Source organism: Marivita sp. S6314 (assembly GCF_023015985.1).
In the GTDB taxonomy this organism is placed as follows: Bacteria; Pseudomonadota; Alphaproteobacteria; order Rhodobacterales; family Rhodobacteraceae; genus Marivita.
On record NZ_JALKAO010000003.1, the window covers coordinates 36,011 to 55,816 of the forward strand.

The 19,806-nt window shown below is 60.3% G+C and carries 16 protein-coding genes; 12 read left to right on the forward strand and 4 right to left on the reverse strand.

Going from position 1 to position 19,806, the window contains the following annotated elements:
* Window position 1: 1 nt before the first annotated feature.
* Both maiA and hmgA read right to left on the reverse strand, forming a co-directional pair.
* Window positions 2-637, reverse strand: a complete 636-nt coding sequence (gene maiA / locus MWU54_RS08775; RefSeq protein ID WP_247083979.1) for a maleylacetoacetate isomerase — start codon at window positions 635-637, stop codon at window positions 2-4.
* Between the two features lie 5 nt (window positions 638-642).
* Window positions 643-1,992, reverse strand: a complete 1,350-nt coding sequence (gene hmgA / locus MWU54_RS08780) for a homogentisate 1,2-dioxygenase (RefSeq protein ID WP_247082287.1) — start codon at window positions 1,990-1,992, stop codon at window positions 643-645.
* Between the two features lie 167 nt (window positions 1,993-2,159).
* Between hmgA and MWU54_RS08785 the strand changes: the two genes are divergently transcribed.
* Window positions 2,160-2,669, forward strand: a complete 510-nt coding sequence (locus tag MWU54_RS08785) for a MarR family winged helix-turn-helix transcriptional regulator (protein ID WP_247082289.1) — start codon at window positions 2,160-2,162, stop codon at window positions 2,667-2,669.
* 154 nt (window positions 2,670-2,823) lie between these two features.
* The gene (locus tag MWU54_RS08790) at window positions 2,824-4,758 is read left to right on the forward strand and encodes a CoA-transferase (RefSeq protein ID WP_247082291.1); all 1,935 of its coding nucleotides are present in this window, start codon (window positions 2,824-2,826) and stop codon (window positions 4,756-4,758) included.
* A gap of 35 nt (window positions 4,759-4,793) precedes the next feature.
* On the opposite strand, the gene MWU54_RS08795 is transcribed toward MWU54_RS08790, so the two are convergent.
* Window positions 4,794-5,579 carry a helix-turn-helix domain-containing protein gene (locus MWU54_RS08795; RefSeq protein ID WP_247082292.1) on the reverse strand — a complete coding sequence of 262 codons (786 nt, stop codon included), beginning with the start codon at window positions 5,577-5,579 and terminating at the stop codon, window positions 4,794-4,796.
* 121 nt (window positions 5,580-5,700) lie between these two features.
* On the opposite strand from MWU54_RS08795, the gene MWU54_RS08800 reads away from it, so the two are divergent.
* From MWU54_RS08800 to MWU54_RS08845, 10 genes are all read left to right on the forward strand, one after another.
* Window positions 5,701-7,560 carry a TRAP transporter fused permease subunit gene (locus tag MWU54_RS08800; RefSeq protein WP_247082294.1) on the forward strand — a complete coding sequence of 620 codons (1,860 nt, stop codon included), beginning with the start codon at window positions 5,701-5,703 and terminating at the stop codon, window positions 7,558-7,560.
* Window positions 7,561-7,579: 19 nt separating this feature from the next.
* Window positions 7,580-8,605 carry a TAXI family TRAP transporter solute-binding subunit gene (locus tag MWU54_RS08805; RefSeq protein WP_247082296.1) on the forward strand — a complete coding sequence of 342 codons (1,026 nt, stop codon included), beginning with the start codon at window positions 7,580-7,582 and terminating at the stop codon, window positions 8,603-8,605.
* A gap of 82 nt (window positions 8,606-8,687) precedes the next feature.
* Window positions 8,688-10,316, forward strand: a complete 1,629-nt coding sequence (locus MWU54_RS08810) for an alkaline phosphatase family protein (RefSeq protein WP_281496045.1) — start codon at window positions 8,688-8,690, stop codon at window positions 10,314-10,316.
* Between the two features lie 44 nt (window positions 10,317-10,360).
* Window positions 10,361-12,124 (forward strand): SulP family inorganic anion transporter, encoded by a 1,764-nt coding sequence (locus MWU54_RS08815; protein WP_247082300.1) that lies wholly within the window; start codon window positions 10,361-10,363, stop codon window positions 12,122-12,124.
* Window positions 12,125-12,345: 221 nt separating this feature from the next.
* Window positions 12,346-13,218 (forward strand): alpha/beta hydrolase, encoded by an 873-nt coding sequence (locus MWU54_RS08820; RefSeq protein WP_247082302.1) that lies wholly within the window; start codon window positions 12,346-12,348, stop codon window positions 13,216-13,218.
* A gap of 22 nt (window positions 13,219-13,240) precedes the next feature.
* Window positions 13,241-14,131 carry a VOC family protein gene (locus MWU54_RS08825; RefSeq protein WP_247082304.1) on the forward strand — a complete coding sequence of 297 codons (891 nt, stop codon included), beginning with the start codon at window positions 13,241-13,243 and terminating at the stop codon, window positions 14,129-14,131.
* 3 nt (window positions 14,132-14,134) lie between these two features.
* The gene (locus MWU54_RS08830; RefSeq protein ID WP_247082306.1) at window positions 14,135-14,926 is read left to right on the forward strand and encodes an SDR family oxidoreductase; all 792 of its coding nucleotides are present in this window, start codon (window positions 14,135-14,137) and stop codon (window positions 14,924-14,926) included.
* A 28-nt stretch (window positions 14,927-14,954) separates the two neighbouring features.
* On the forward strand, window positions 14,955-16,607 hold the full coding sequence (locus MWU54_RS08835; RefSeq protein WP_247082308.1) for a thiamine pyrophosphate-binding protein: 1,653 nt from the start codon (window positions 14,955-14,957) through the stop codon (window positions 16,605-16,607).
* The gene (locus tag MWU54_RS08840) at window positions 16,604-17,422 is read left to right on the forward strand and encodes an aspartate dehydrogenase (protein ID WP_247082310.1); all 819 of its coding nucleotides are present in this window, start codon (window positions 16,604-16,606) and stop codon (window positions 17,420-17,422) included. Before MWU54_RS08835 ends, MWU54_RS08840 begins: the two co-directional genes overlap by 4 nt.
* Window positions 17,423-17,429: 7 nt before the next feature.
* Window positions 17,430-18,923, forward strand: coding sequence for an aldehyde dehydrogenase (locus tag MWU54_RS08845; protein WP_247082312.1), 1,494 nt, complete (start codon window positions 17,430-17,432; stop codon window positions 18,921-18,923).
* Window positions 18,924-18,927: 4 nt separating this feature from the next.
* On the opposite strand, the gene MWU54_RS08850 is transcribed toward MWU54_RS08845, so the two are convergent.
* Window positions 18,928-19,725, reverse strand: a complete 798-nt coding sequence (locus MWU54_RS08850) for an IclR family transcriptional regulator (protein WP_247082314.1) — start codon at window positions 19,723-19,725, stop codon at window positions 18,928-18,930.
* Window positions 19,726-19,806: the final 81 nt, after the last annotated feature.

A 19,806-nucleotide genomic window follows, 5' to 3' on the forward strand; every position in this document is an offset into this window, starting at 1 on the left:
TTCAAGTGGCGTCTGGCTGGTTTTCGGGGCGCGCGGCGTCAAAGGCCGGCAGTTTCAGGGCCTGTTCTTCGATCTGAAGCAGGCGGGCAAAGGGCGTCATGTCAACGCCCCAGCGATGTGCGTTATAAAGCTGCGCAACAAGGCAGATGTCACACAGCAGCGGTGCGTCCGTGAAGCTATAGGTCGGACCATCCGGCAGCAGTGCCTGATACGCCTGCAAGCCCTCGCTCATCCAATGGCGCATCCATGCAATACCATCGTCGTCCGACAAACCATGTTCGGACTTCAGCCGCATGACGACTTTGAGGTTGTTCACCGGATGAACGTCGAGCGCCATGATCTGTGCCGCAGCTTGTACCTTGGCTCGCAACAGCGGATCGTCCGGCAAGAGCGCAGGATCTGGCGCGATGTGATCCAGATAGTCGAGGATCGCCAGCGATTGCGTTAGCACGGTGCCGTCTTCCAGCACCAACGCAGGCACACCTTTGCTTGGATTCTTGGCGACATAGTCCGGCGCGCGCTGCGCCCCGGCAACAAGGTCTACCGGGACCGTCTTGTAAGACAGCCCCTTGAGGTTCAGCGCCACACGCACCCGGTAGGACGTGGTGGACCGCCAGTAAGAATAGAGCGTCAGCATCCGGTTCACTTCTTGCCTGGCGTGCCGTCGAATTTCTTCTCCATATCCGCCCAGCAGTCGATGTAATCGTCCTGAAGCGGGGCTTCCTTGCCTGCGAACTGGGTCAGTTGTTGCGGGAAGCGTGTCTCGAACATAAAGGACATGGTGTTGTCGAGCTTGTCTGGGCCAAGGTTTGCGTTCGACGCCTTCTCGAACGCCTCGCGGTCGGGCCCGTGGGGCAGCATCATGTTGTGCAGACTGATCCCGCCGGGGATAAAGCCCTGCGGCTTGGCATCGTATTCGCCGTAAATGTTGCCCATGAGTTCGGACATGATGTTCTTGTGATACCATGGCGGGCGGAACGTATCTTCCATCACCATCCAGCGCTCGCGGAACAGCACGAAGTCGATATTCGCGGTGCCGGGCTGGCCGGACGGCGCGGTCAGAACGGTGAAGATCGAGGGGTCGGGGTGATCGAACAGAATCGCGCCGACCGGGCAGTAGTTGCGCAGATCGTATTTGTAAGGCGCGTAATTGCCGTGCCATGCCACCACGTCCAGCGGGCTTTGACCGATCTTGGTTTCATGGAATTGTCCGCACCATTTCACGGTCAGGGTCGAAGGGACCTCGCGGTCTTCATAGGCCGCCACCGGGGCTTTGAAATCACGCGGGTTGGCCATGCAGTTGGCACCGATCGGACCGCGGCCGGGCAGTTCGAATTTCTGGCCGTAGTTTTCGCACACAAAGCCGCGCGCTGGGCCATCCAGCAATTCGACCCGGTAGACGAGGCCGCGGGGAAGGATCGCGATTTCCTTCGGCTCCAGGTCGATGATGCCCAGTTCAGTGGCAAAGCGCAGGCGGCCTTCCTGCGGAACCACAAGCATCTCGCTGTCGGCTGAGAAGAAGTACTCGTCCTGCATGGACTCGGTCACCAAATAGACGTGGCTCGCCATACCCACCTGTGTGTTGACGTCGCCTGCTGTGGTCATGGTGCGCATGCCGGTCAGCCAGGTCAGCCCTTCATCGGTATGCGGGATCGGGTCCCAGCGGTACTGGCCGAGGCTGGTCACATCCGGGTGGATATCCGGCGCAGAGCGGAAATGTGGCAGGTCGATCTTTTTGTAGCGGTGCGAGTGCTTGACCGACGGGCGGATGCGATAGCACCAAGTGCGTTCGGGGCGCACGTCGGTGAACGCGGTGCCGGACAACTGTTCGCCGTAAAGGCCGTAGTTGCATTTCTGCGGGCTGTTCATGCCTTGTGGCAAAGCACCGGGAAGGGCTTCGGTTTCGAAATCATTGCCAAAACCGGGCATATAGCCGGGCGTGGTCGTGCTGCCGTCGGCCTGAATCAATGGGCTGATATCAACGTCTTTCATCTGTGTTCCCTTCCTTCGATGCTGTCGGTGTCCAGCCACCAGCGCCAGGTTTTGGCAGGTGGCGGCAAGTCAGTCAGAAAATTCGTTTCACTTGCAACGATTATCAGTTCGTGCAATGCTGAGTCAAGGTCATTTCACTTGCAACGAAATATCAGAGGCCCAGACACATGGCACCAGGCGACTTCAAACTGTCCGATTTTCTGCCTTACAAACTGTCGGTTTTGTCGTCACGCATCACCAAGATGTTCTCGAAAGTCTACGGTGAAAAATATGGTCTATCGACGCCGGAATGGCGGGTTCTGGTCCATGTCGCGCGCCGGGAAAAGATGTCGGTCCGTGAAATCCACGACAGTGTTTATCTTGAAAAACCTGCCGTCAGCCGGGCGGTTGCCAAACTCGAAAAAGCGGGGCTTTTGGCAAAGTCCGTTTGCGACCTGGATCATCGCCTTGTCGAAATTGAAATCACCGATGCGGGACTCACCGTCTTCCACGGGATCGTTCCAGAAGCCTTGTCATTTGAAGACGCTCTTTTGAGCGCGTTTTCAGATGCGGAGCGGGACCAATTGAACACTCTGATGGAGCGTTTGCATGATGTCTTGGACACGCACCCCACCGCACCCCGCCGTCCGCAAATGGACCGTGACGTCTCAAAAACAGTGTCTGATGGCGTAGGCTAACCGAAGCGTGACGCGCGATTGGCGCTCGAATCAAGAGACAGCCCGAGGAACAGAACATGACGGATCCGATCTGCAAAACAGCCGCAATACGCGGCCAAATGTCCAGCAATAGAGTTCGGCTGGCTCTTACGATCCGTGATGGGTGGACAGCGTCATGAAGGCGAGCAAGGTCGTTTCCCCGTCTGAAGCTGTCGCCCTGATCAAGGATGGCGATACGATTACAACATCCGGTTTCGTCGGCATTGGCGTGCCGGACGAGCTTTTGGCGGCGATCGAGGCACGGTTTGTCGAAACGGGTCATCCCCGAGATCTGTCGCTGGTCTTTGCAGCGGGGCAGGGCGACGGCAAGGAGCGCGGCCTGAACAGGCTGGGTCACGAGGGCCTGCTGCGGCGCGTCGTCGGCGGGCATTGGGGGCTGATCCCCAAGGTCGCGAAACTGGCCACCGAAGGCAAGATCGAGGGCTGGAACCTGCCGCAGGGCGTGATCAGCCAGCTGTATCGCGATATCGCGGCGGGCAAGCCGGGGATGCTGTCCAAGGTCGGTCTGGAAACCTTTGTCGATCCCCGAAACGGGGGTGGCGCGATCAATGCGATATCGACCGAGCCGCAGGTCGAGTTGATGGAAATGGGCGGTGAGGAGATCCTGTTCTACCCGTCTCAGAAACTGACCGTTGCTCTACTGCGCGGGACCACCGCAGATGAGGCGGGCAATGTCACAATGGAGCGTGAAGCGCTCACGATTGACAACCTTGCGCAAGCGATGGCCGTGCACAATGCGGGCGGCGTGGTAATTGTACAGGTCGAACGGGTGGCGCGTGCGGGGTCGCTGCCTGCGCGCGAGGTGCACATCCCGGGCATTCTAGTCGACGCCGTCGTGGTCGCGAAACCGGAAAACCATCTGCAAACCTACAGCACGGCATTCAGTCAGGCCTTTACCAACCGGATCAAGCCACCTTTGGGTGAAATGCCGGTGATGCCGCTGGCCGCGCGCAAGGTGATCGCGCGGCGTTGTGCGTTTGAGCTGCCCGTCAATGGCGTCGTCAACCTTGGCATTGGGATGCCCGAAGGCGTCGCATCGGTCGCGGCCGAAGAGGGGCTGCTGGAGCATCTGACGCTGACCGCTGAACCGGGTGTCATTGGCGGACAACCAGCCTCGGGGCTCGATTTCGGTGCGGCGGTCAACACCGATGCCGTGATCCCGCAAAACAACCAGTTTGATTTCTATGATGGCGGCGGTCTTGATCTGGCTTGCCTCGGACTTGCCCAAGCGGATGCAGCAGGCAACGTGAATGTTTCCCGGTTCGGGCCGCGTCTTGCCGGGGCGGGCGGGTTTATCAACATCAGTCAAAACGCCCGCGCCGTGGTGTTTGCGGGCACGTTCACCGCCCAAGGTCTGGATGTGCAGATCGCCGACGGCGAAGTACACATCCGCCAAGAGGGCAGGGCGCGGAAATTCCTTGACCATGTCGAGCAAATTTCCTTTTCCGGCGCGCGCGCGGCGCGTTTGGGTCAGCCGGTGCTTTATGTCACCGAACGCTGCGTGTTCGAATTGACCTCCGGTGGTCTCAAACTGATCGAAATCGCCCCAGGCATTGATCTTGAGCGCGATATTCTGCGGCTTATGGATGTGGCCCCGATTATGGACGATGTGCAGGTGATGGACCCGCGCATATTCCGCGAGGAAGAGATGGACCTGCGCACCGATCTATTGCACCTCGATCTGCCGGATCGTGTGGCGATCGACAGCAAGCTTGGTCAGTTGTTCCTGAATTTCGAAAAGATGCGCATCCGCACACAAGACGAAATCGATCTTGTGCGCGATGCTGTCACACGGACCTGTGAAGCCCATGGGGAACCGGTGGATGTTATCGTGAACTATGACGGGTTTCGGATCGACGAAGCACTTGAGAGCAATTGGGCCGACATGGTGAGCGACTTGACGGACCGCTACTATGCGCAGGTTTCGCGCTATTCGGGGTCCGCCTTTATGCGTATGAAGCTGGGCGAGGTCTTCCCCGACGCGCGCACCCATATCTTTGAAACAGGGGCTCAGGCGCAGGCCTTTCTCGGGGCTGAAAAAGTGTCGTGAAGATGCCGTGACGGCCTACGGTAGCGCCGGAACACTCAGACCACGTGCGATGAGAATTGAACACCGATTGCGTGTGCCGTCGCGGTCAGCCGTCCCAGATGCGTTTGCGCGACTTCCTCGACGCTGCGCGTCTCGGCCAGCCAAACCAAACTCACCGCCCCCACAACCTGATCTTCCGCGCGAATGGCAACGCCAATCGCACTTGGGATGCCGCCGTAATCCACTGCACGCCCCCAATATCCGGGTTCCCGACTGGCAAACCCCCGCGTTCGGATTTCCTTGAGCTTGGTCGGGAGTTCCAGAGCAGCGGCGCGATCCTTGCCTTTCATATGGGCGGTCAGTGTGTCCGAATGCTCGACCATTTGATCGGGCCTCAAGGCCGACAGAAAAGCACCGCCCAATGCAGAGCGGAACGGGGAGGGGCGGTAGCCGATACAGTCGGGGAAAATTCCATGGACATCGAACCGCCGGGTGGTATCGACGATCTCGACCCGTCCATTGCCAACGGACGCCGCCAGATCGACGCCAAGCCCGGTTGCGGCGGATAATTCCATGATATGTCCACTGCCCGCTTCGACCAGCGTATCAATCGAATCGGCGGCTTCGCTCAGACGCGGAAACCGGGATCCAATCCGGTATCGTCCGTCACTTCGGCTTTGAATAAGCCATCTTTGCCCAACCAGAGTCGCGCAGATTCTCAGGATCGTCGGCTTTGGCAGCCCTGTCTGATCCGCCAAAAAAGCCAATGAACACACGCCACTACCCGAAACGACTTCGAGTATCTTCATGCTGCGTTCGACAGAGCGATTTAGTTTCGTCATGCGTTCCACCTAGTGAAACGTACAATCGACCAAACATGCATTTCTGTCTAGCTTTTGATGAAACCGCGCAGAAACCGGGCCGAGACATGCCCGTTTTCGCGGGATGATGAGGAGGGGACCAATGCAAAACGTGCTGTCGAAATCCGTGAGCGGGCTGAACTCGGCTTTGTGCGCGTTGGTCATCGTCGTCGTCTTCTACGTTTCGGTCTTTGGTGTCTTTAGTGAATCGTACCTTCGGGTTGGAATGTTGCTGGTCGGTGGCCTGCTGATCCTGCTGGCCCAGATCGAAGGCAGCCAAAGCTCCCTTGGAAAGGTCTTTGCGCTCGTTACAGCGGCGTTCCTGAGTGTTGCGGTCTACCAGTATTTCCGCGCGGCTGCCGAGATTGAGACAGGCCTCTATTTCCTGACCTCTACCGACATCTGGCTTGGTACGCTGGGACTAATCGCGGTGATCGAACTGACGCGCCGGTCCGTCGGCATGGTCATGGCCTGCGTCGCGGCATTTGTTCTGATCTATGGCGCGTTCGGGCAGTATGCCCCCGGTTTCATGCGCCATGCCGGGATGACGTCCGAGGAACTGATCCAGGTTCTTTGGTATTCCTTTGACGGCGTTTTCGGGCGTCCGATGGCGACGGTTGTTTCGACCATCCTCATCTTTATCATCTTCGGTGCGATCCTTGAGTTTCTGACCATCGATAAGGTTCTGGTGAAACTGGCGCTGGCTGCCACCGGTCGCGTCCGGTCCGGCCCCGCCGCCGCCGCAACGATTGCGAGCGGATTGTTCGGGACGATCTCGGGCAGTGCCGTGGCAAATGTCGTCGGCACCGGGGTCATCACCATTCCGCTGATCAAGAAACGCGGTTTCAAGGCGCATTTCGCTGGCGCGGTCGAGGCTGCGGCCTCAAGCGGTGGGCAGATCACACCGCCGATCATGGGCGCGGTCGCCTTTATCATGGCCGACGTCACGGGCGAGCCGTACCTGACGATCTGTGTTGCCGCCGCTGTGCCCGCGATCCTCTATTACGCGGGCCTGTTCATGGCGACCTCCAGCGCGGCGCGCGACATGGATCTGGATGTGTCCGAACAGCCCAAGTTGAATTTTGCCTGGCGCGAAGTGGCGCAGATCATTGTCTTCATGCTGTCGCTGACCGCGATTGTTGTGGCCATGGTGGGCGGATCGTCCCCTGCATATGCCGGGTTCATCGGCGTTGCCTTCGCGATTGTGTTCGGCTTCGCCCTGAAGCCGGGTCTTCTGACAGACCGTGCATCGTGGATGAAGTTCATTCGCTCAGCAGGCATGATCTCTGCACAACTCGTGGTCATCGTGGGCGCAGTCGGCATCATCATCGGTATCCTGAACCTCACCGGTGTGGGACTGCGGTTTGCCTCTCTTGTGGGCAGCTACGCAGACGGGCAACTGGCCGTATCGCTGCTGCTCATGGCGTTGGCCTGCCTGTTGCTGGGTATGGGGATGCCAACCGTTCCTGCCTATCTGATCATCGTGCTGGTCATGGGCCCCGCGCTGCAACAGCTTGGCGTGCCGATCATCCATACGCACATGTTTGTGCTCTACTTTGGCGTGCTGTCCGCTGTGACCCCGCCCGTTGCCCTTGCGGCCTTTGCCGCCGCGCCCATTGCCGGGGCAGGGGCCATGCGCACCGCCGTGGAGGCCTCCCGGCTGGCTTTGCCCGGTTTCGTGATCCCCTTCGCGTTCATCTACCAACCCGCGATGTTGCTGGGCACCGGATACCCGCTGGCGGAATCCGCACAGTCGATCCTGTTCGTGACCCTCGCCGTGCTGCACATCTCGCGCGCGTGCTACCCGGCAAAAGGCAAGGCACGCTACGCGCCGATTGGCGTGGCGCTGGCCTTTGCGCTGCTGTTTATGGGGCCGCTTGTGGCATGGGGCGCAGTTGCTGCCACCATCGCGATGTGGTCCGTCGTCAAATTCGGAAACTTCATGACACCCGAGAATTCTTAATCCAGAGGAGGAACACCCTATGACAACTTTGACCCGTCGGTCCCTATTGGGAACTGCCGCAGGCGCCGCCGCCATAGCGGCATTGCCTCGCGCCGCTTTTGCCAAGGAACTCTTGCGCATGTCGACGCTTGGACCGGGCACCAGCCCCAACCTTGTGATGACCACGTTTGCGAACATCGTGAACGGCGCGTTGCCGGCTTATGAAATCCAGCTGAACGCCACAGGCGCTGCCACGCGTCACGTCCTTGAAGTGGCCATGGGCCGCAGCGATTTCTGCATGTCGTCGCCTGCCATCCACGCTCTGATGCGCAACAAGGCGGCGATGTACGCCAAGATCGACGAAGCGCCGGAACTGGTCAAGAAACTGCGCACCGTGCTGAACTTCCCGATGGGCGTTTACCACATCGCCGTGTACGGAGATTCCGGCATCACGTCGATGGACCAGATCGCCGGTAAGCGCGTCTTCCTTGGCCCTCCTGGCGGTGCGGCCTTCGCCACTATGAACCGATTGTTCAAAGCGGTGGCAGGACTGGAAGAAGGCAAAGACTACGAAGCGGTCAAGCTGGGTTGGGATGCTGCCGCGGCGGCGTTCCAGGATGGCAACATCGACGTCTATTGCAACCCGACCAACGCACCAAGCCCTGCGCTGACCCAAATCGCCGTGACAAACGAGATCCGGTTCCTGGGCATTCCGGCAGACAAGCTTGAAACCGAAGCGGTCCAAAAGCTGGTGGGCCGTCCGGGCTTCAGCGCGGCTGTCCTCCCTGCGGGTGTTTATGGTGACAACCAGCTCAACGACAGCGACGCAACAACGCTGGGCGTTACTGTTGGGATCGTGGCCAACGAGAACGCGGACGAGGAAATGATCTACCAGATGACCAAAGCGTTCTACGCCGGCGTCGAAGAGGCAGGTGAAAGCGCACCTTGGCTGCGCGCCGTCACGCCCGCCGCTGCTGTGAAGGACATCAACCTCGCCCTGCATCCGGGGTCGCTGCGCGCACTGACGGAACTGGGTGTCGAGATCCCAGACGCCGCGCAAGGCTAACACACCACCAAACGGGTCGGGGCTGTTATGGCCCCGACCTTGTCACCTGTTTTCTATCTATTGCTTGATCCCGGGGTCTCTCATGACAAAAAATGTGCTCTTCATCATGTGTGATCAACTGCGGTGGGACTACCTGTCCTGCGCCGGACATCCGGGGCTTCAGACACCGCATATCGACGCGCTGGCCAAACGCGGTGTGCGTTTTGATCGGGCCTATGTGCAATCACCGATCTGCGGGCCAAGCCGGATGTCCTTCTACACCGGGCGCTATGTAAGCTCGCACGGATCAACGTGGAACAGCATTCCGCTGAAGGTTGGCGAGATGACCCTTGGCGATCACCTGCGACCGCTTGGTGTGCGGACTGCCTTGTGTGGCAAAACTCATATGGCCGCCGATGCCGAAGGGATGAAGCGTCTTGGCCTAGCACCTGACAGCACGATTGGCGCGTTGGTGTCGGAATGTGGGTTTGAACCTTACGAACGGGATGACGGGCTGCACCCGAGCACGGCGTACGGCAAGCGGAACAAGAAGTACGACGACTATATGAAGGAACGCGGTTGGGAGGATGAAAATCCTTGGGACAGCGTGACAAACAGCGGCGAAGATGAAGATGGCAACATCCTGAGCGGTTGGTTTCTCGACAATTCCGATCTCAAGGCGCGCGCTGCTGACGAAGAAAGCGAAACGCCCTATATCACACGCCGCGCGATGGAGTTTATTGACGAGGCTGGCGACACGCCCTGGTGCCTGCACCTGAGCTTCATCAAGCCGCATTGGCCCTACATCGTGCCGGCCCCCTACCACGACATGTATGGTCAAAATACCCATATGCCCGTTGTGCGCAGCGACGAGGAAAAGGCCGATCCGCATCCCGTCTTTGGCGCGTTTATGCAAGAGCGTGTCTCCAAGGCGTTCACCAACGAAACCACACGCGCCAAAGTGATCGGGGCTTATATGGGCCTGATCAAACAGATCGACGACCAGATGGGCGAATTGATGGCGTTTCTCGATGCCAAGGGGCTGACCGATGAAACGATGATCATCTTCACCTCGGATCATGGCGACTACCTGGGCGATCACTGGCTGGGCGAAAAGGAGCTGTTCCACGATCCCTCTGCCCGCATCCCGCTGATCGTCGTGGACCCAAGCCCCGAGGCCGACGCAACACGTGGCACGGTTTCAGAAGCGCTGGTCGAAGCGATTGATCTGACGCCAACCTTCCTTGAGTATTTCGGCGGGCAGAACGTGCCCCATATCATCGAAGGCAAATCCCTGCTGCCGCTGCTGCACGGCAAGACGGACGCCCTGCGCGATTTCGTTGTCTCGGAATATGACTACTCCTTCCGCCAGGTCCGCCGTCGCCTTGGTGTCAGCGTGTCGGATGCCAAGCTGACAATGGTGTTCGATGGCCGCTGGAAATACATCTTTGCCGAGGGCTTCCGCCCGATGCTGTTCGATCTGGAAACCGATCCGAATGAGTTCATCGATTTGGGCAACAACCCCGCTTACGCGCAGGAATGCGACCGGCTTCAGGCGCTGTTCTTCCAATGGACCCGCCGCATTAGCCAGCGCACCACGATGTCCGACGCCGAGATCGAGCGGCGTAGTCAGGACCTGAACGAGGCGCGGGCAGGCATTCTCATCGGCTTCCCGACCGAAGCTCACTTGGACGCCGCGTTCGAGGCGGCGAAAAAGCAGCAAGAAAACTGACGCCTTCGACCTGCACGGCTTGAAGCACAGGCCCGGAGGCCCCCATGCACCACAGGTTCACAGCGCTGGCGTCGTCGCTTAGCCCGGTGCGTCCGTGGTTCAGCCGCGTCAATCGCGACACCCTCAAGGCCGACGCGATTGCAGGTCTGACAAACGCCGCCATCGTCCTTCCGCAGGGCGTGGCCTTTGCCATCATTGCCGGGCTGCCGCCTGAATTTGGCTTGTTCACGGCTGTTGTCGTGGCCCTGATCGCAGGGATCTGGGGCTCATCCATGATCATGGTGTCGGGTCCGACCACCGCAATTTCCGCCGTGATCTTTGCGTCGATGTCGCAATTCGCATCGCCGGGCTCCGAAACCTACATCGCGATGGTCTTTACCCTGACGTTGATGGTCGGCGTGATCCAGATCATCGCGGGGATCTTCAAACTGGGTGGGCTGATTTCGTTCATCTCCCACTCCGTCCTGATCGGATTTACGGCTGCTGCCGCGTTCCTCATTGGCTCCAGCCAGCTTGGCGGTGCGCTTGGGTTGGACAGAGGGGACGGCGATGGCGTTCTGGAGCGGCTGATCCAAGTCGCCGAACATTTCGAGCAGGTGAATGTCACCGCCGTGATCATCGCGGGGGCCACGATCCTGACACTCGTTCTTCTGTCCCGGTTCAGCAAGAAGGTGCCGTCCTACATCATCGCGCTGACGATTGGGTCCGGCGTGGCCTGGCTGCTCGACGCACCAGCGCAAGGCGTTGCGATGTTCTCGCCGCTTGCCTCGATCTTCCCGACGATCGGCGCGCCGGATCTGTCCTTTGGGCTCATCGCAGAACTCCTCCCCGTCGCCGCGACGGTGGCTTTCGTTGGGCTGTTAGAGGCGATCTCTATCGGGCGTTCCTTTGCCTTGCGCCGCGATGAACCTTACGATTCCAACCAGGAGATGGTTGGTCAGGGTCTTTCCAACACGGTTGGATCGTTTTTCCAGTGCTACGCCGGGTCAGGGTCGTTCACGAGATCAGGGTTAAATGCTGATGCAGGCGCGCAGACGCCGGTGTCCACCATCTTTGCGGCGGGCTTTCTGGTGGTTCTGTTGCTGGTACTGGCACCGTATCTGGAATTTGTCCCCGTGCCCGCGATGGCGGGTGTGATCCTGTTCGTCTCGTACCGGCTGATCAATTTACAGGAAATCCGCCACGTTCTGACGTCAAACAAAAGCGAAACGGCCATTCTGGCGGCAACCTTTCTGACGGGGATTTTCACTGAACTCGATCTGGCCATCGTCGTCGGCGTCATCACCTCTTTGTGCGTTTTCCTTTATGACAGCGCCCACCCCGTCGTGGCGATCGGTGCACCCACGCATATCAACGGACGGCGGGTGTTCAAGAACGCGGCCACCTACGGCCTGCCCGAATGCCCGCAGATTTCCGTGATCCGTGTCGATGGGCCGCTGTTTTTTGCATCGGTCGAAAATGTTGAACGGCAGTTCAGGGAAGCCGAGGCCGCAAGCCCTGTGCCCAAGACCAAGCTGATGGGTTTGAAGGGTTTGTGGAAAATCGACCTTTCGGGTGCCAGTCTGTTGCTGAAAGAAATCAGGCCCGCGCGCAAGGCAGGTGCGGACTTTCGCATCTTCACCACAAACGCGCCTGCGATGCTGATCCTGAAGCGTTTGCGCGTGTTCGATGAGTTGGGACCGGAAAACCTGCACAACAACAAGGGCGAGGCGATTGCGGCTGCGGTAGAGGCTGCGGATGACAACATTTGCAGAGAGTGCAAGCTGCGCGTGTTTCTGGAATGCGCCCAGAAACCGGGGCCGCGTTAGGGCTGAAGCATACTGCCCCTCGCGCTATCCAGTAATCGCTTCGGATCGCGAATGCGGGCGCAACACCGTTTGGGCCAGCATTGACCCGCCACAGTCCTGCAGGCGCGCCTTCTTCAGCACATTTGCTTGAATAGCCTGAAGACTTGACAGGTGCCCGGTATTGAGACAATCTATATTTGAACAGTAAGTTCATATATGAACAATTGGATCTGCGAACTGTCATGTCTCAGCAAGACGCCACATTTGACCCCGGCCTGCTTCGGCATTTCGAAGTAGGAGGGATCCATGCGCTGGAGCGGCCCGGCACTGGTCCGGCGGTCGTTTTTCTGCATGGCATCGGGTCGAACTCGGACTCGTTTCAAGCGCTGTTCAACGCCATTCCACTAGGGGCGCGCCTGATTGCGTGGAATGCGCCGGGGTATCTTTCGTCGTCCGCTCTGGACGTTGCGTTCCCAACGGCCAGAGATTATGCGCGCGCGCTGACGGGTTTTCTCGACGCTTTGGGCTTGGACCAAGTGCATCTCGTGGGGCATTCCCTCGGCACGCTCATTGCCGCAGAGTTCGCCTTGCATGCGCCAACGCGGATTGCGTCGCTCACGCTCGCCGCCGCAGCCCAAGGGTATGAAATCCCTGCAGGTCAGCCGATGCCCGAGAAGGTGGCGCGCAGGCTGGATGACCTCAAGGCCCTTGGTATCGCCGCCTTTGCGGAAACGCGCGCGCCGGGTCTGGTTTTCGAGCCCGAGAACAACCCACACGTCGTTGCGCAGGTGCGCGCCGGGATGGAGCGGATCAATCCCGAAGGTTACGCGCAAGCGGTGCGGATGCTGGCGTCCGGGAGCCTCTCGGCCATGGTGGCCCGCCTTCAGGTAAAGCCTGCATTCATACTGGGTGCCGAAGACCGGATCACGCCGATGACCCAAACGCAGGCCGCCATGGATGCGTGGGCCAAGACGCATGGCGCCGTTCCCAAATGCCTGACCATCCCCGGTGCAGGGCACGCGGTTTACATCCAGGCACCCGAAGCCTTTGCGGCGGCTCTGCAACGCCTGATCCCGGCTCTGAACGCCGAAGCACAACCATTTGTCAAAGGATAGTGCCATGACAGAAGAACTGAGAATGGGACACTTACGCGGCATCGTTATGCGCGCGCCGGACATGACGCAGACGGCGGAATTTTACACTGATCTTTGGGGGCTGAATATCGCGCATGAGGAAGACGGCATCGTCTACCTGCGCGGCACGGGGCCGGAGCCGTTTATCTATGGCCTGAAAGACGACAGCACCTACGGCATCGAATACATCCATTTCGGCCAGCCAGATCGCGAAACCATCGACGCCTTCTATAAGCAGGTTAAAGAACGCGGCGCGACAGTGCTTGGTGCGCCTGCGCCCATTGAGGGGCCGTTTGGCGGCTATGGATTTGAGATCCTTGACCCTGACAACCGCCGCCTTCGTGTGACAGCAGATCTGAAGATGCGCGAGCCGGAGGATGTGTATTCCTACCCGCGCAAGATCAGCCATGTGGTCCTGAACACGGTCGATATGGAAGGGCTGCAGGCCTGGTACGAGCGTGTCCTTGGGTTCCGCACAAGCGATTACTCCGCCGATCAGATGGTGTTCATGCGCTGCAGCACCGACCACCATTCCATCGCGCTGGTGCGCAACAAATACCCGGCGATCAACCATGTCGCCTTTGAGATGCCGGGCATTGACGACTACATGCGCGGGATCGGTCGGATGAAGCAAAAGGGGCAGGTGCCCAGCTGGGGTCCGGGTCGCCATGGTCCGGGGAACAACCCGTTTGCCTATTTCGTGTCGCCCTCTGGCTACGTGATCGAATTCGTCGCGGAATTGCAGCAGATCGACGAGGCCACACACGAACCGAAAGTCTGGTCGCGCACCGACCCCGAGGCGATGGACCAGTGGATGACTGCTGGCCCGCCCACACCTGCGCAACGCGCGGTCATGGCAGGACGTCCAGACCCCGGCTTCCCGGTCGAGGAGTGATCAGTGGACCTGGGGCTTGAAAACAAAACCGTAGTTGTCACTGGCGGGTCGTCCGGCATCGGGCTTGCAACGGTACGGGCTTGTCTTGAAGACGGTGCCAATGTCGCGCTTTGCGCCCGTGGGGCTGACCGGCTTCAAGAGGTTCACAAGACGCTTGCGGACGCGTACGGCGAGGCCCGCGTGTTCGCCAGTGCCTTCTCGGTTCTGGACAAGGATGCGGTTGATGCCTTTGCCATAGATGTCGCTGAGCGCTTTGGCGGCTGCGACGCGCTGGTGACGAACGCCGGTCAAGGCCGCGTGTCCACGTTTGCCGATACGTCCGACGCGGATTGGCGTGAAGAGCTTGAGCTGAAGTTCTTCAGCCAGTTGCACCCGATCCGCGCTTTTGAGGCGATGCTGCGGAAAAGCGACAGCGGCGCAATTGCCGCCGTGAACTCTCTGCTCGCCTATCAGCCGGAACCGCACATGGTCTGTACCTCTGCCGCCCGTGCGGGTGTTCAGAACCTGCTGAAATCCCTTGCAACCGAGCTGGCGCCCGACATCCGGGTCAATTCCATTCTGCTGGGGCTGGTCGACAGCAACCAATGGCAAAAACGCTTTGAAGCGCGGGACGACCAAGAGCAAAGCCGCGACGATTGGTATGCCGCGCTGGCCCGCAAGAAGAACATCCCGTTGGGCCGTCTTGGCCGCGCGGAAGAAGCCGCGCGTGCGCTGGTTTTCCTGGCATCCCCCGCCGCGAGTTACATCACCGGCGCAAGGCTGGAAATCTCCGGCGGCGTTTCGAGGTTCTCATAAAATGCGCGATTTGAAGGAACATGATCTCATGACACAGACCGTCGGACACCAGATCGCGGAAGGGCTCGCGGATGCGGGCATCACGGTGATTTTCGGGGTGATCTCGATTCACAACATGCCAATCCTGGATGCGGTGGCCGAACAGGGGCGCATCCGCTTTATCCCGGCGCGTGGCGAAGCAGGCGCGATGAACATGGCAGACGCGTTTTCGCGGGTGTCGGGTGAAGTTGGCGTCGCGCTGACATCAACGGGCACAGCCGCCGGCAATGCGGCAGGCGGGCAGGCCGAGGCGTTGACCGCGGGCAGTCGTGTGCTGCACATCACCACGCAGGTGGACCGTCAGTTCATGGACCGGGATCGCGCCGCGATCCACGATGTCCCAAAACAGCCCGAGATGCTGCGTGGTGTGTCCAAGGCCGTGTTCCGTGTCTGGGACGAACAGAACGCCATGGGTGCGTTGGCAGCCGCGTTAAGAGCAGCGGTTACGCCTCCGGCCGGGCCTGTGAGCCTTGAGGTGCCTGTCGATGTTCAGCGCGTACCGGCTGTCGGCAGCGCGCGCCTCGCGCCGATCGTGCCAGCGCGTCCTGCACCTGATCCCGACGCGCTCGACAGGCTGGCGGAGCAGATCCGTGGGGCCAAACGCCCCATGCTCTGGCTCGGCGGAGGCGCGCGGGGCGCACAAGCCGAGGCGACAGCGCTTGCGCAGCTTGGCATCGGGATCGTCACATCCACACAAGGCCGCGCAACCGTGGATGAAGGCCATCCCGGGACACTCGGCGCGTTCAACATGACGCCCGAGGCCGAAGCGGTCTACAAGACCAGCGATCTGATGATCGTGGTCGGCTCGCGCCTGCGCGGCAACGAGACCAAGAACAACAAGATGGCGCTACCGTCACCGCTGTTTCAGATCGACGCGGAACCGACGCAGGCAGGGCGCAATTATCCCGTGGATGGTTTCATCTGCGCCGATGCGCAATTGGCGCTCAAAGGCCTTTTGGATCGCTTGCCGGACAGTCTTGATATTGACCCGAACTTTCAACACGACATCGCCGTAGCGCGCGCGAAATCCGAAGGCGCGCTGCGCGGGCGATTGGGGCCGTACCAGATGGTCGCCGATCACCTTCTGGCGCGGGTTCCCGCCGGAAAGCACCCGTGGGTGCGCGATGTCACGATTTCCAACTCGACCTTTGGCAACCGTTATGTGCAGGTGGCTGCGCCGAACCTGGGCGTGCACGCTCTGGGTGGCGGGATTGGGCAAGGCATCGCCATGGCCATCGGTGCCGCCGCCGGGTCGCCCGACGCGCGCACCATCGCGCTGGTCGGGGACGGCGGTGCACAGCTTGGCATTGCCGAACTGATCACGGCGGTCGATGAAAACCTGCCGATCACCTACGTTCTGATGAACGATTCTGCGTATGGCGTGATTGAGAACATCCAGGATGCGCAATATGATGGGCGTCGGCATTATTCCAAACTGAAGACACCGAATTTCGGGCTGCTGTGCCAATCCATCGACATGCCGCACCACAAGGTCACGGATATCGAGGCGTTTGCAGACACGTTTGATCAGACGTTGACCACCACAGGCCCCGCCGTCGTCGAAGTGGACATGACGGCGATCGGGCCCTTTGCTGAAGCCTTCGCCGGTCCACCCGCCGGTGCCGCTGGGCAAAAGACATGACGCAGCCCGTCGGTATCATCGGATTCGGTGCAATCGCGCAGGACCTTGTCGCCGTGCTCATGGGTCAGTCCGCACAGCCGCGTATCTCTGTCCTGGTCCGGGATGGCCGCGAAACCGCCGCGCGTGCGGCTTTGGGTGCGGTGGGTCTACCGGACGAAGCGGTGATCACCAGTGATCTGTCGGCATTCCTGGCAACCCGTCCCACGGTTGTTGCGGAATGCGCCGGGCATGCTGCGGTTGGCGCTTATGGCACGCAGGTGCTGGAGGCAGGAAGCGATCTGGTGGTGGCGTCGGTTGGCGCGCTGGCGGATGCCGCGCTGTTTGACCGTCTGAAAAGTGTTGCACAGGCGCAGGCACGGCAGGTCGTGGTGCCTTCGGGTGCAATTGGGGGCATTGATGTGCTCGCCGCTGCACACCTGTCCGACCTGACCTCTGTGCGCTACACCGGTCGCAAGCCACCGGGCGCGTGGGCGGGAACCCCCGCAGAGGCCAAACATGACCTGTCACGCGTGGACACGCCGACGATCATCTTCGAAGGCTCCGCACGGGCCGCCGCCGAAGCCTACCCCAAGAATGCGAATGTTGCGGCGACGCTGGCCTTGGCCGGGCTGGGCATGGACCACACGCAAGTGACATTGGTGGCGGATCCGACCACAGCGGACAACATCCACGAATTCACCCTCGCATCATCCGCTGTCGAAGCATCCGTTCAGCTTGTGGGCAAACCGTCGCCGCGCAATCCGAAAACATCGCAGACCACGGCGCTGAGCATCGCGCGTGCGGTGCTTAACCGCAGTGCCGCAATCGTCATCTGAGGACCTTATGGATCAGCAATTTCCGAACGATCAGATCTTTGTCGCCGGTGAATGGCAAAAGGGGCGCGGTGCGGAAATCCGCTCTGACTTCGCGGCTGAGGGGACAGAAAACACGGTCATCTCTGGGGCGTCCGCTGACGATGTGGATGCCGCAATCGAACGCGCGAAAGCCGCACAAGCTCACGCAGGCTGGAGCGGGTTGAAGCCGCATGAACGTGCCAGCTACCTCTACCGCATTTCCGACGGCATCACCGCCAATATTGAGCGGATCGCCTGGGTGCAAAGCCGCGACACGTCGAAGACGCTGACCGAAACACGGGCCCTTGCCACGTCCGCCGCCGCGACGTTCCGGTATTTCGGCGCGGTTCTGGAAACCTCTGACGATCTGCTGACGGCACCGCGCGGGGCGTACCAGACGCTTTCCGTCTACGAACCGCTGGGTGTTGTTGCCGCGATCACGCCGTGGAATTCGCCGATTGCGTCTGATGCACAAAAGGTGGCGCCTGCGCTTGCGGCTGGCAATGCCGTAGTTCTGAAACCTGCCAGCTGGTCGCCCTTGGTCAGTCTGGAACTGGCCCGTATCGTCGAAGAAGCAGGCCTGCCGCGCGGGCTGTTTTCGGTTTTGCCCGGATCAGGACGAGAGGTCGGTAACCGGCTGGTCGAGCATCCCGACATTGCAAAGGTGTCGTTCACCGGGGGCACGTCGACCGGACGGCACCTTGCGCTGGCGGCGGCCAGGAAATTGATGCCGGTTTCGCTGGAACTGGGCGGCAAGTCCCCGACAATCGTGTTCGAGGATTGCGACGAAGACCTTGCCATTGCGGGGATCCTGTTCGGCATCTTCTCGTCATCGGGCCAAAGCTGCATCGCTGGATCGCGATTGTTTGTACAGCGGTCGATCTATGATCGTTTTGTCGCGCGACTGGTAGAGGCGACGAACCGTCTGCGCGTCGGGCACCCGTTCGATGCCGCAACACAGGTGTCGTCGCTTGTGCACCCGGATCACCGGGAATCGGTCGAAGACTATGTGCGCCTTGGTCTGGACGAAGGCGCAGAGCTTTTGACAGGCGGCACGCGCCCCGACGCGCCCGAGCTTACCAATGGCGCATTTTACGCGCCGACGATCCTGGCAGGTGTGTCCAATACGGCCCGGATCTGCCGCGAAGAGGTGTTCGGACCGGTTCTGGTCGTGATGCCGTTTGACGACGAAGCGGATGTCATCGCGCAAGGCAACGACAATGACTACGGGCTCGCCTGCGGGATCTGGACGCGGGATTACCCAAAAGCCATGCGCGTCGGCCATGCGATTCAGGCGGGAACGGTCTGGATCAACACGTACAAACAGTTTTCCATCTCGACGCCCTTCGGCGGCGATGGCGACAGCGGCATAGGCCGGGAAAAGGGCCGAAGCGGGTTGCGGGCCTATCAACGACAAAAGTCGTTCTATACTGATCTGAGCGGCCAACCACACCCTTGGGCGCGTTGGCCCGCAGATGACTGACGCGTTACGCTCTGTTCGGTGCCCCCAGAAGCGCCGAGGCTTCGGCGGCGGCTTTGCAGACGGCCTCGATGATGGCCGTGCTGCTGTCGGGGTCGGCAAAACGGTTGTCCGGCCCGGACACGTTCAGTGCGCCAACGGCGCGACCAACATGATCAAAGACGGCCGCGCCACACGATCCGATGCCTGCCTCGAAATTTCCGACACTCCAGGCGTAACCCAATGCGCGGTCAGCGTCGGCCTGCGCGATGACGCCCTCAATCGTCGTCGGTGTCTTCGGCGTCACCGCTTCGAGCGTCGCGCCCGCAAGCAGCGCTGTGATCTCTTCTGGTGCCATCTGCGCCAGGATTGCGCGCCCGATCGAAGAGGCATGCGCGCGCAGGCGTGCCCCGGCATGAATGTTGCTGACAAGATGCGAATTCGGGGCCACGCGGCTGAGATAGACAATGTCGGTCCCGTCCAGAATCCCGAAATGCGCCGACATGGAGGTCGCTTCGCACAGCCGCTGAAGCACGGGTTGGCAGGTCTGGACAAGATCACGCCCGGCGATTGCCTGCGCCCCCAGCGTCACAAGGCCAACACCCAATCGGTAGCCGCGCCCGTCGCCCAGCTCTTCGATCAGACGCTCTGCAAGAAGCGTGTGAATAAGGCGGATCAGCGTTGTGCGATTGATACTCAGATCGCTGGCGGCCGTGCTCAGGTTTCGGCATGTGTTGTTGTCACCGATGTAGCGCAACAGTTTGATGGCGCGTTCAACGGGCGGGACGGCGTAGGCGGTGGTGCTGCTATCTTCTTTTACATTCATGTCCTTACCCTGCTTTTGCAGTTGTGGCGCCGGCGCCTTCTGACAAAATCGTTGACCGATTTCTCGCGTCAGCTTATATTT

What these genes read in the sequence shown, in the direction of transcription:
- MWU54_RS08785 (WP_247082289.1), top strand. Translation starts at nt 2,160, where the DNA reads ATGGCACCAGGCGACTTCAAACTGTCCGATTTTCTGCCTTACAAACTG.
- MWU54_RS08835 (WP_247082308.1), top strand. Translation starts at nt 14,955, where the DNA reads ATGACACAGACCGTCGGACACCAGATCGCGGAAGGGCTCGCGGATGCG.
- MWU54_RS08825 (WP_247082304.1), top strand. Translation starts at nt 13,241, where the DNA reads ATGGGACACTTACGCGGCATCGTTATGCGCGCGCCGGACATGACGCAG.
- MWU54_RS08820 (WP_247082302.1), top strand. Translation starts at nt 12,346, where the DNA reads ATGTCTCAGCAAGACGCCACATTTGACCCCGGCCTGCTTCGGCATTTC.
- maiA (WP_247083979.1), bottom strand. Translation starts at nt 637, where the DNA reads ATGCTGACGCTCTATTCTTACTGGCGGTCCACCACGTCCTACCGGGTG.
- MWU54_RS08815 (WP_247082300.1), top strand. Translation starts at nt 10,361, where the DNA reads ATGCACCACAGGTTCACAGCGCTGGCGTCGTCGCTTAGCCCGGTGCGT.
- MWU54_RS08790 (WP_247082291.1), top strand. Translation starts at nt 2,824, where the DNA reads ATGAAGGCGAGCAAGGTCGTTTCCCCGTCTGAAGCTGTCGCCCTGATC.
- MWU54_RS08800 (WP_247082294.1), top strand. Translation starts at nt 5,701, where the DNA reads ATGCAAAACGTGCTGTCGAAATCCGTGAGCGGGCTGAACTCGGCTTTG.
- MWU54_RS08810 (WP_281496045.1), top strand. Translation starts at nt 8,688, where the DNA reads ATGACAAAAAATGTGCTCTTCATCATGTGTGATCAACTGCGGTGGGAC.
- MWU54_RS08845 (WP_247082312.1), top strand. Translation starts at nt 17,430, where the DNA reads ATGGATCAGCAATTTCCGAACGATCAGATCTTTGTCGCCGGTGAATGG.
- MWU54_RS08805 (WP_247082296.1), top strand. Translation starts at nt 7,580, where the DNA reads ATGACAACTTTGACCCGTCGGTCCCTATTGGGAACTGCCGCAGGCGCC.
- MWU54_RS08795 (WP_247082292.1), bottom strand. Translation starts at nt 5,579, where the DNA reads ATGACGAAACTAAATCGCTCTGTCGAACGCAGCATGAAGATACTCGAA.
- MWU54_RS08850 (WP_247082314.1), bottom strand. Translation starts at nt 19,725, where the DNA reads ATGAATGTAAAAGAAGATAGCAGCACCACCGCCTACGCCGTCCCGCCC.
- hmgA (WP_247082287.1), bottom strand. Translation starts at nt 1,992, where the DNA reads ATGAAAGACGTTGATATCAGCCCATTGATTCAGGCCGACGGCAGCACG.
- MWU54_RS08840 (WP_247082310.1), top strand. Translation starts at nt 16,604, where the DNA reads ATGACGCAGCCCGTCGGTATCATCGGATTCGGTGCAATCGCGCAGGAC.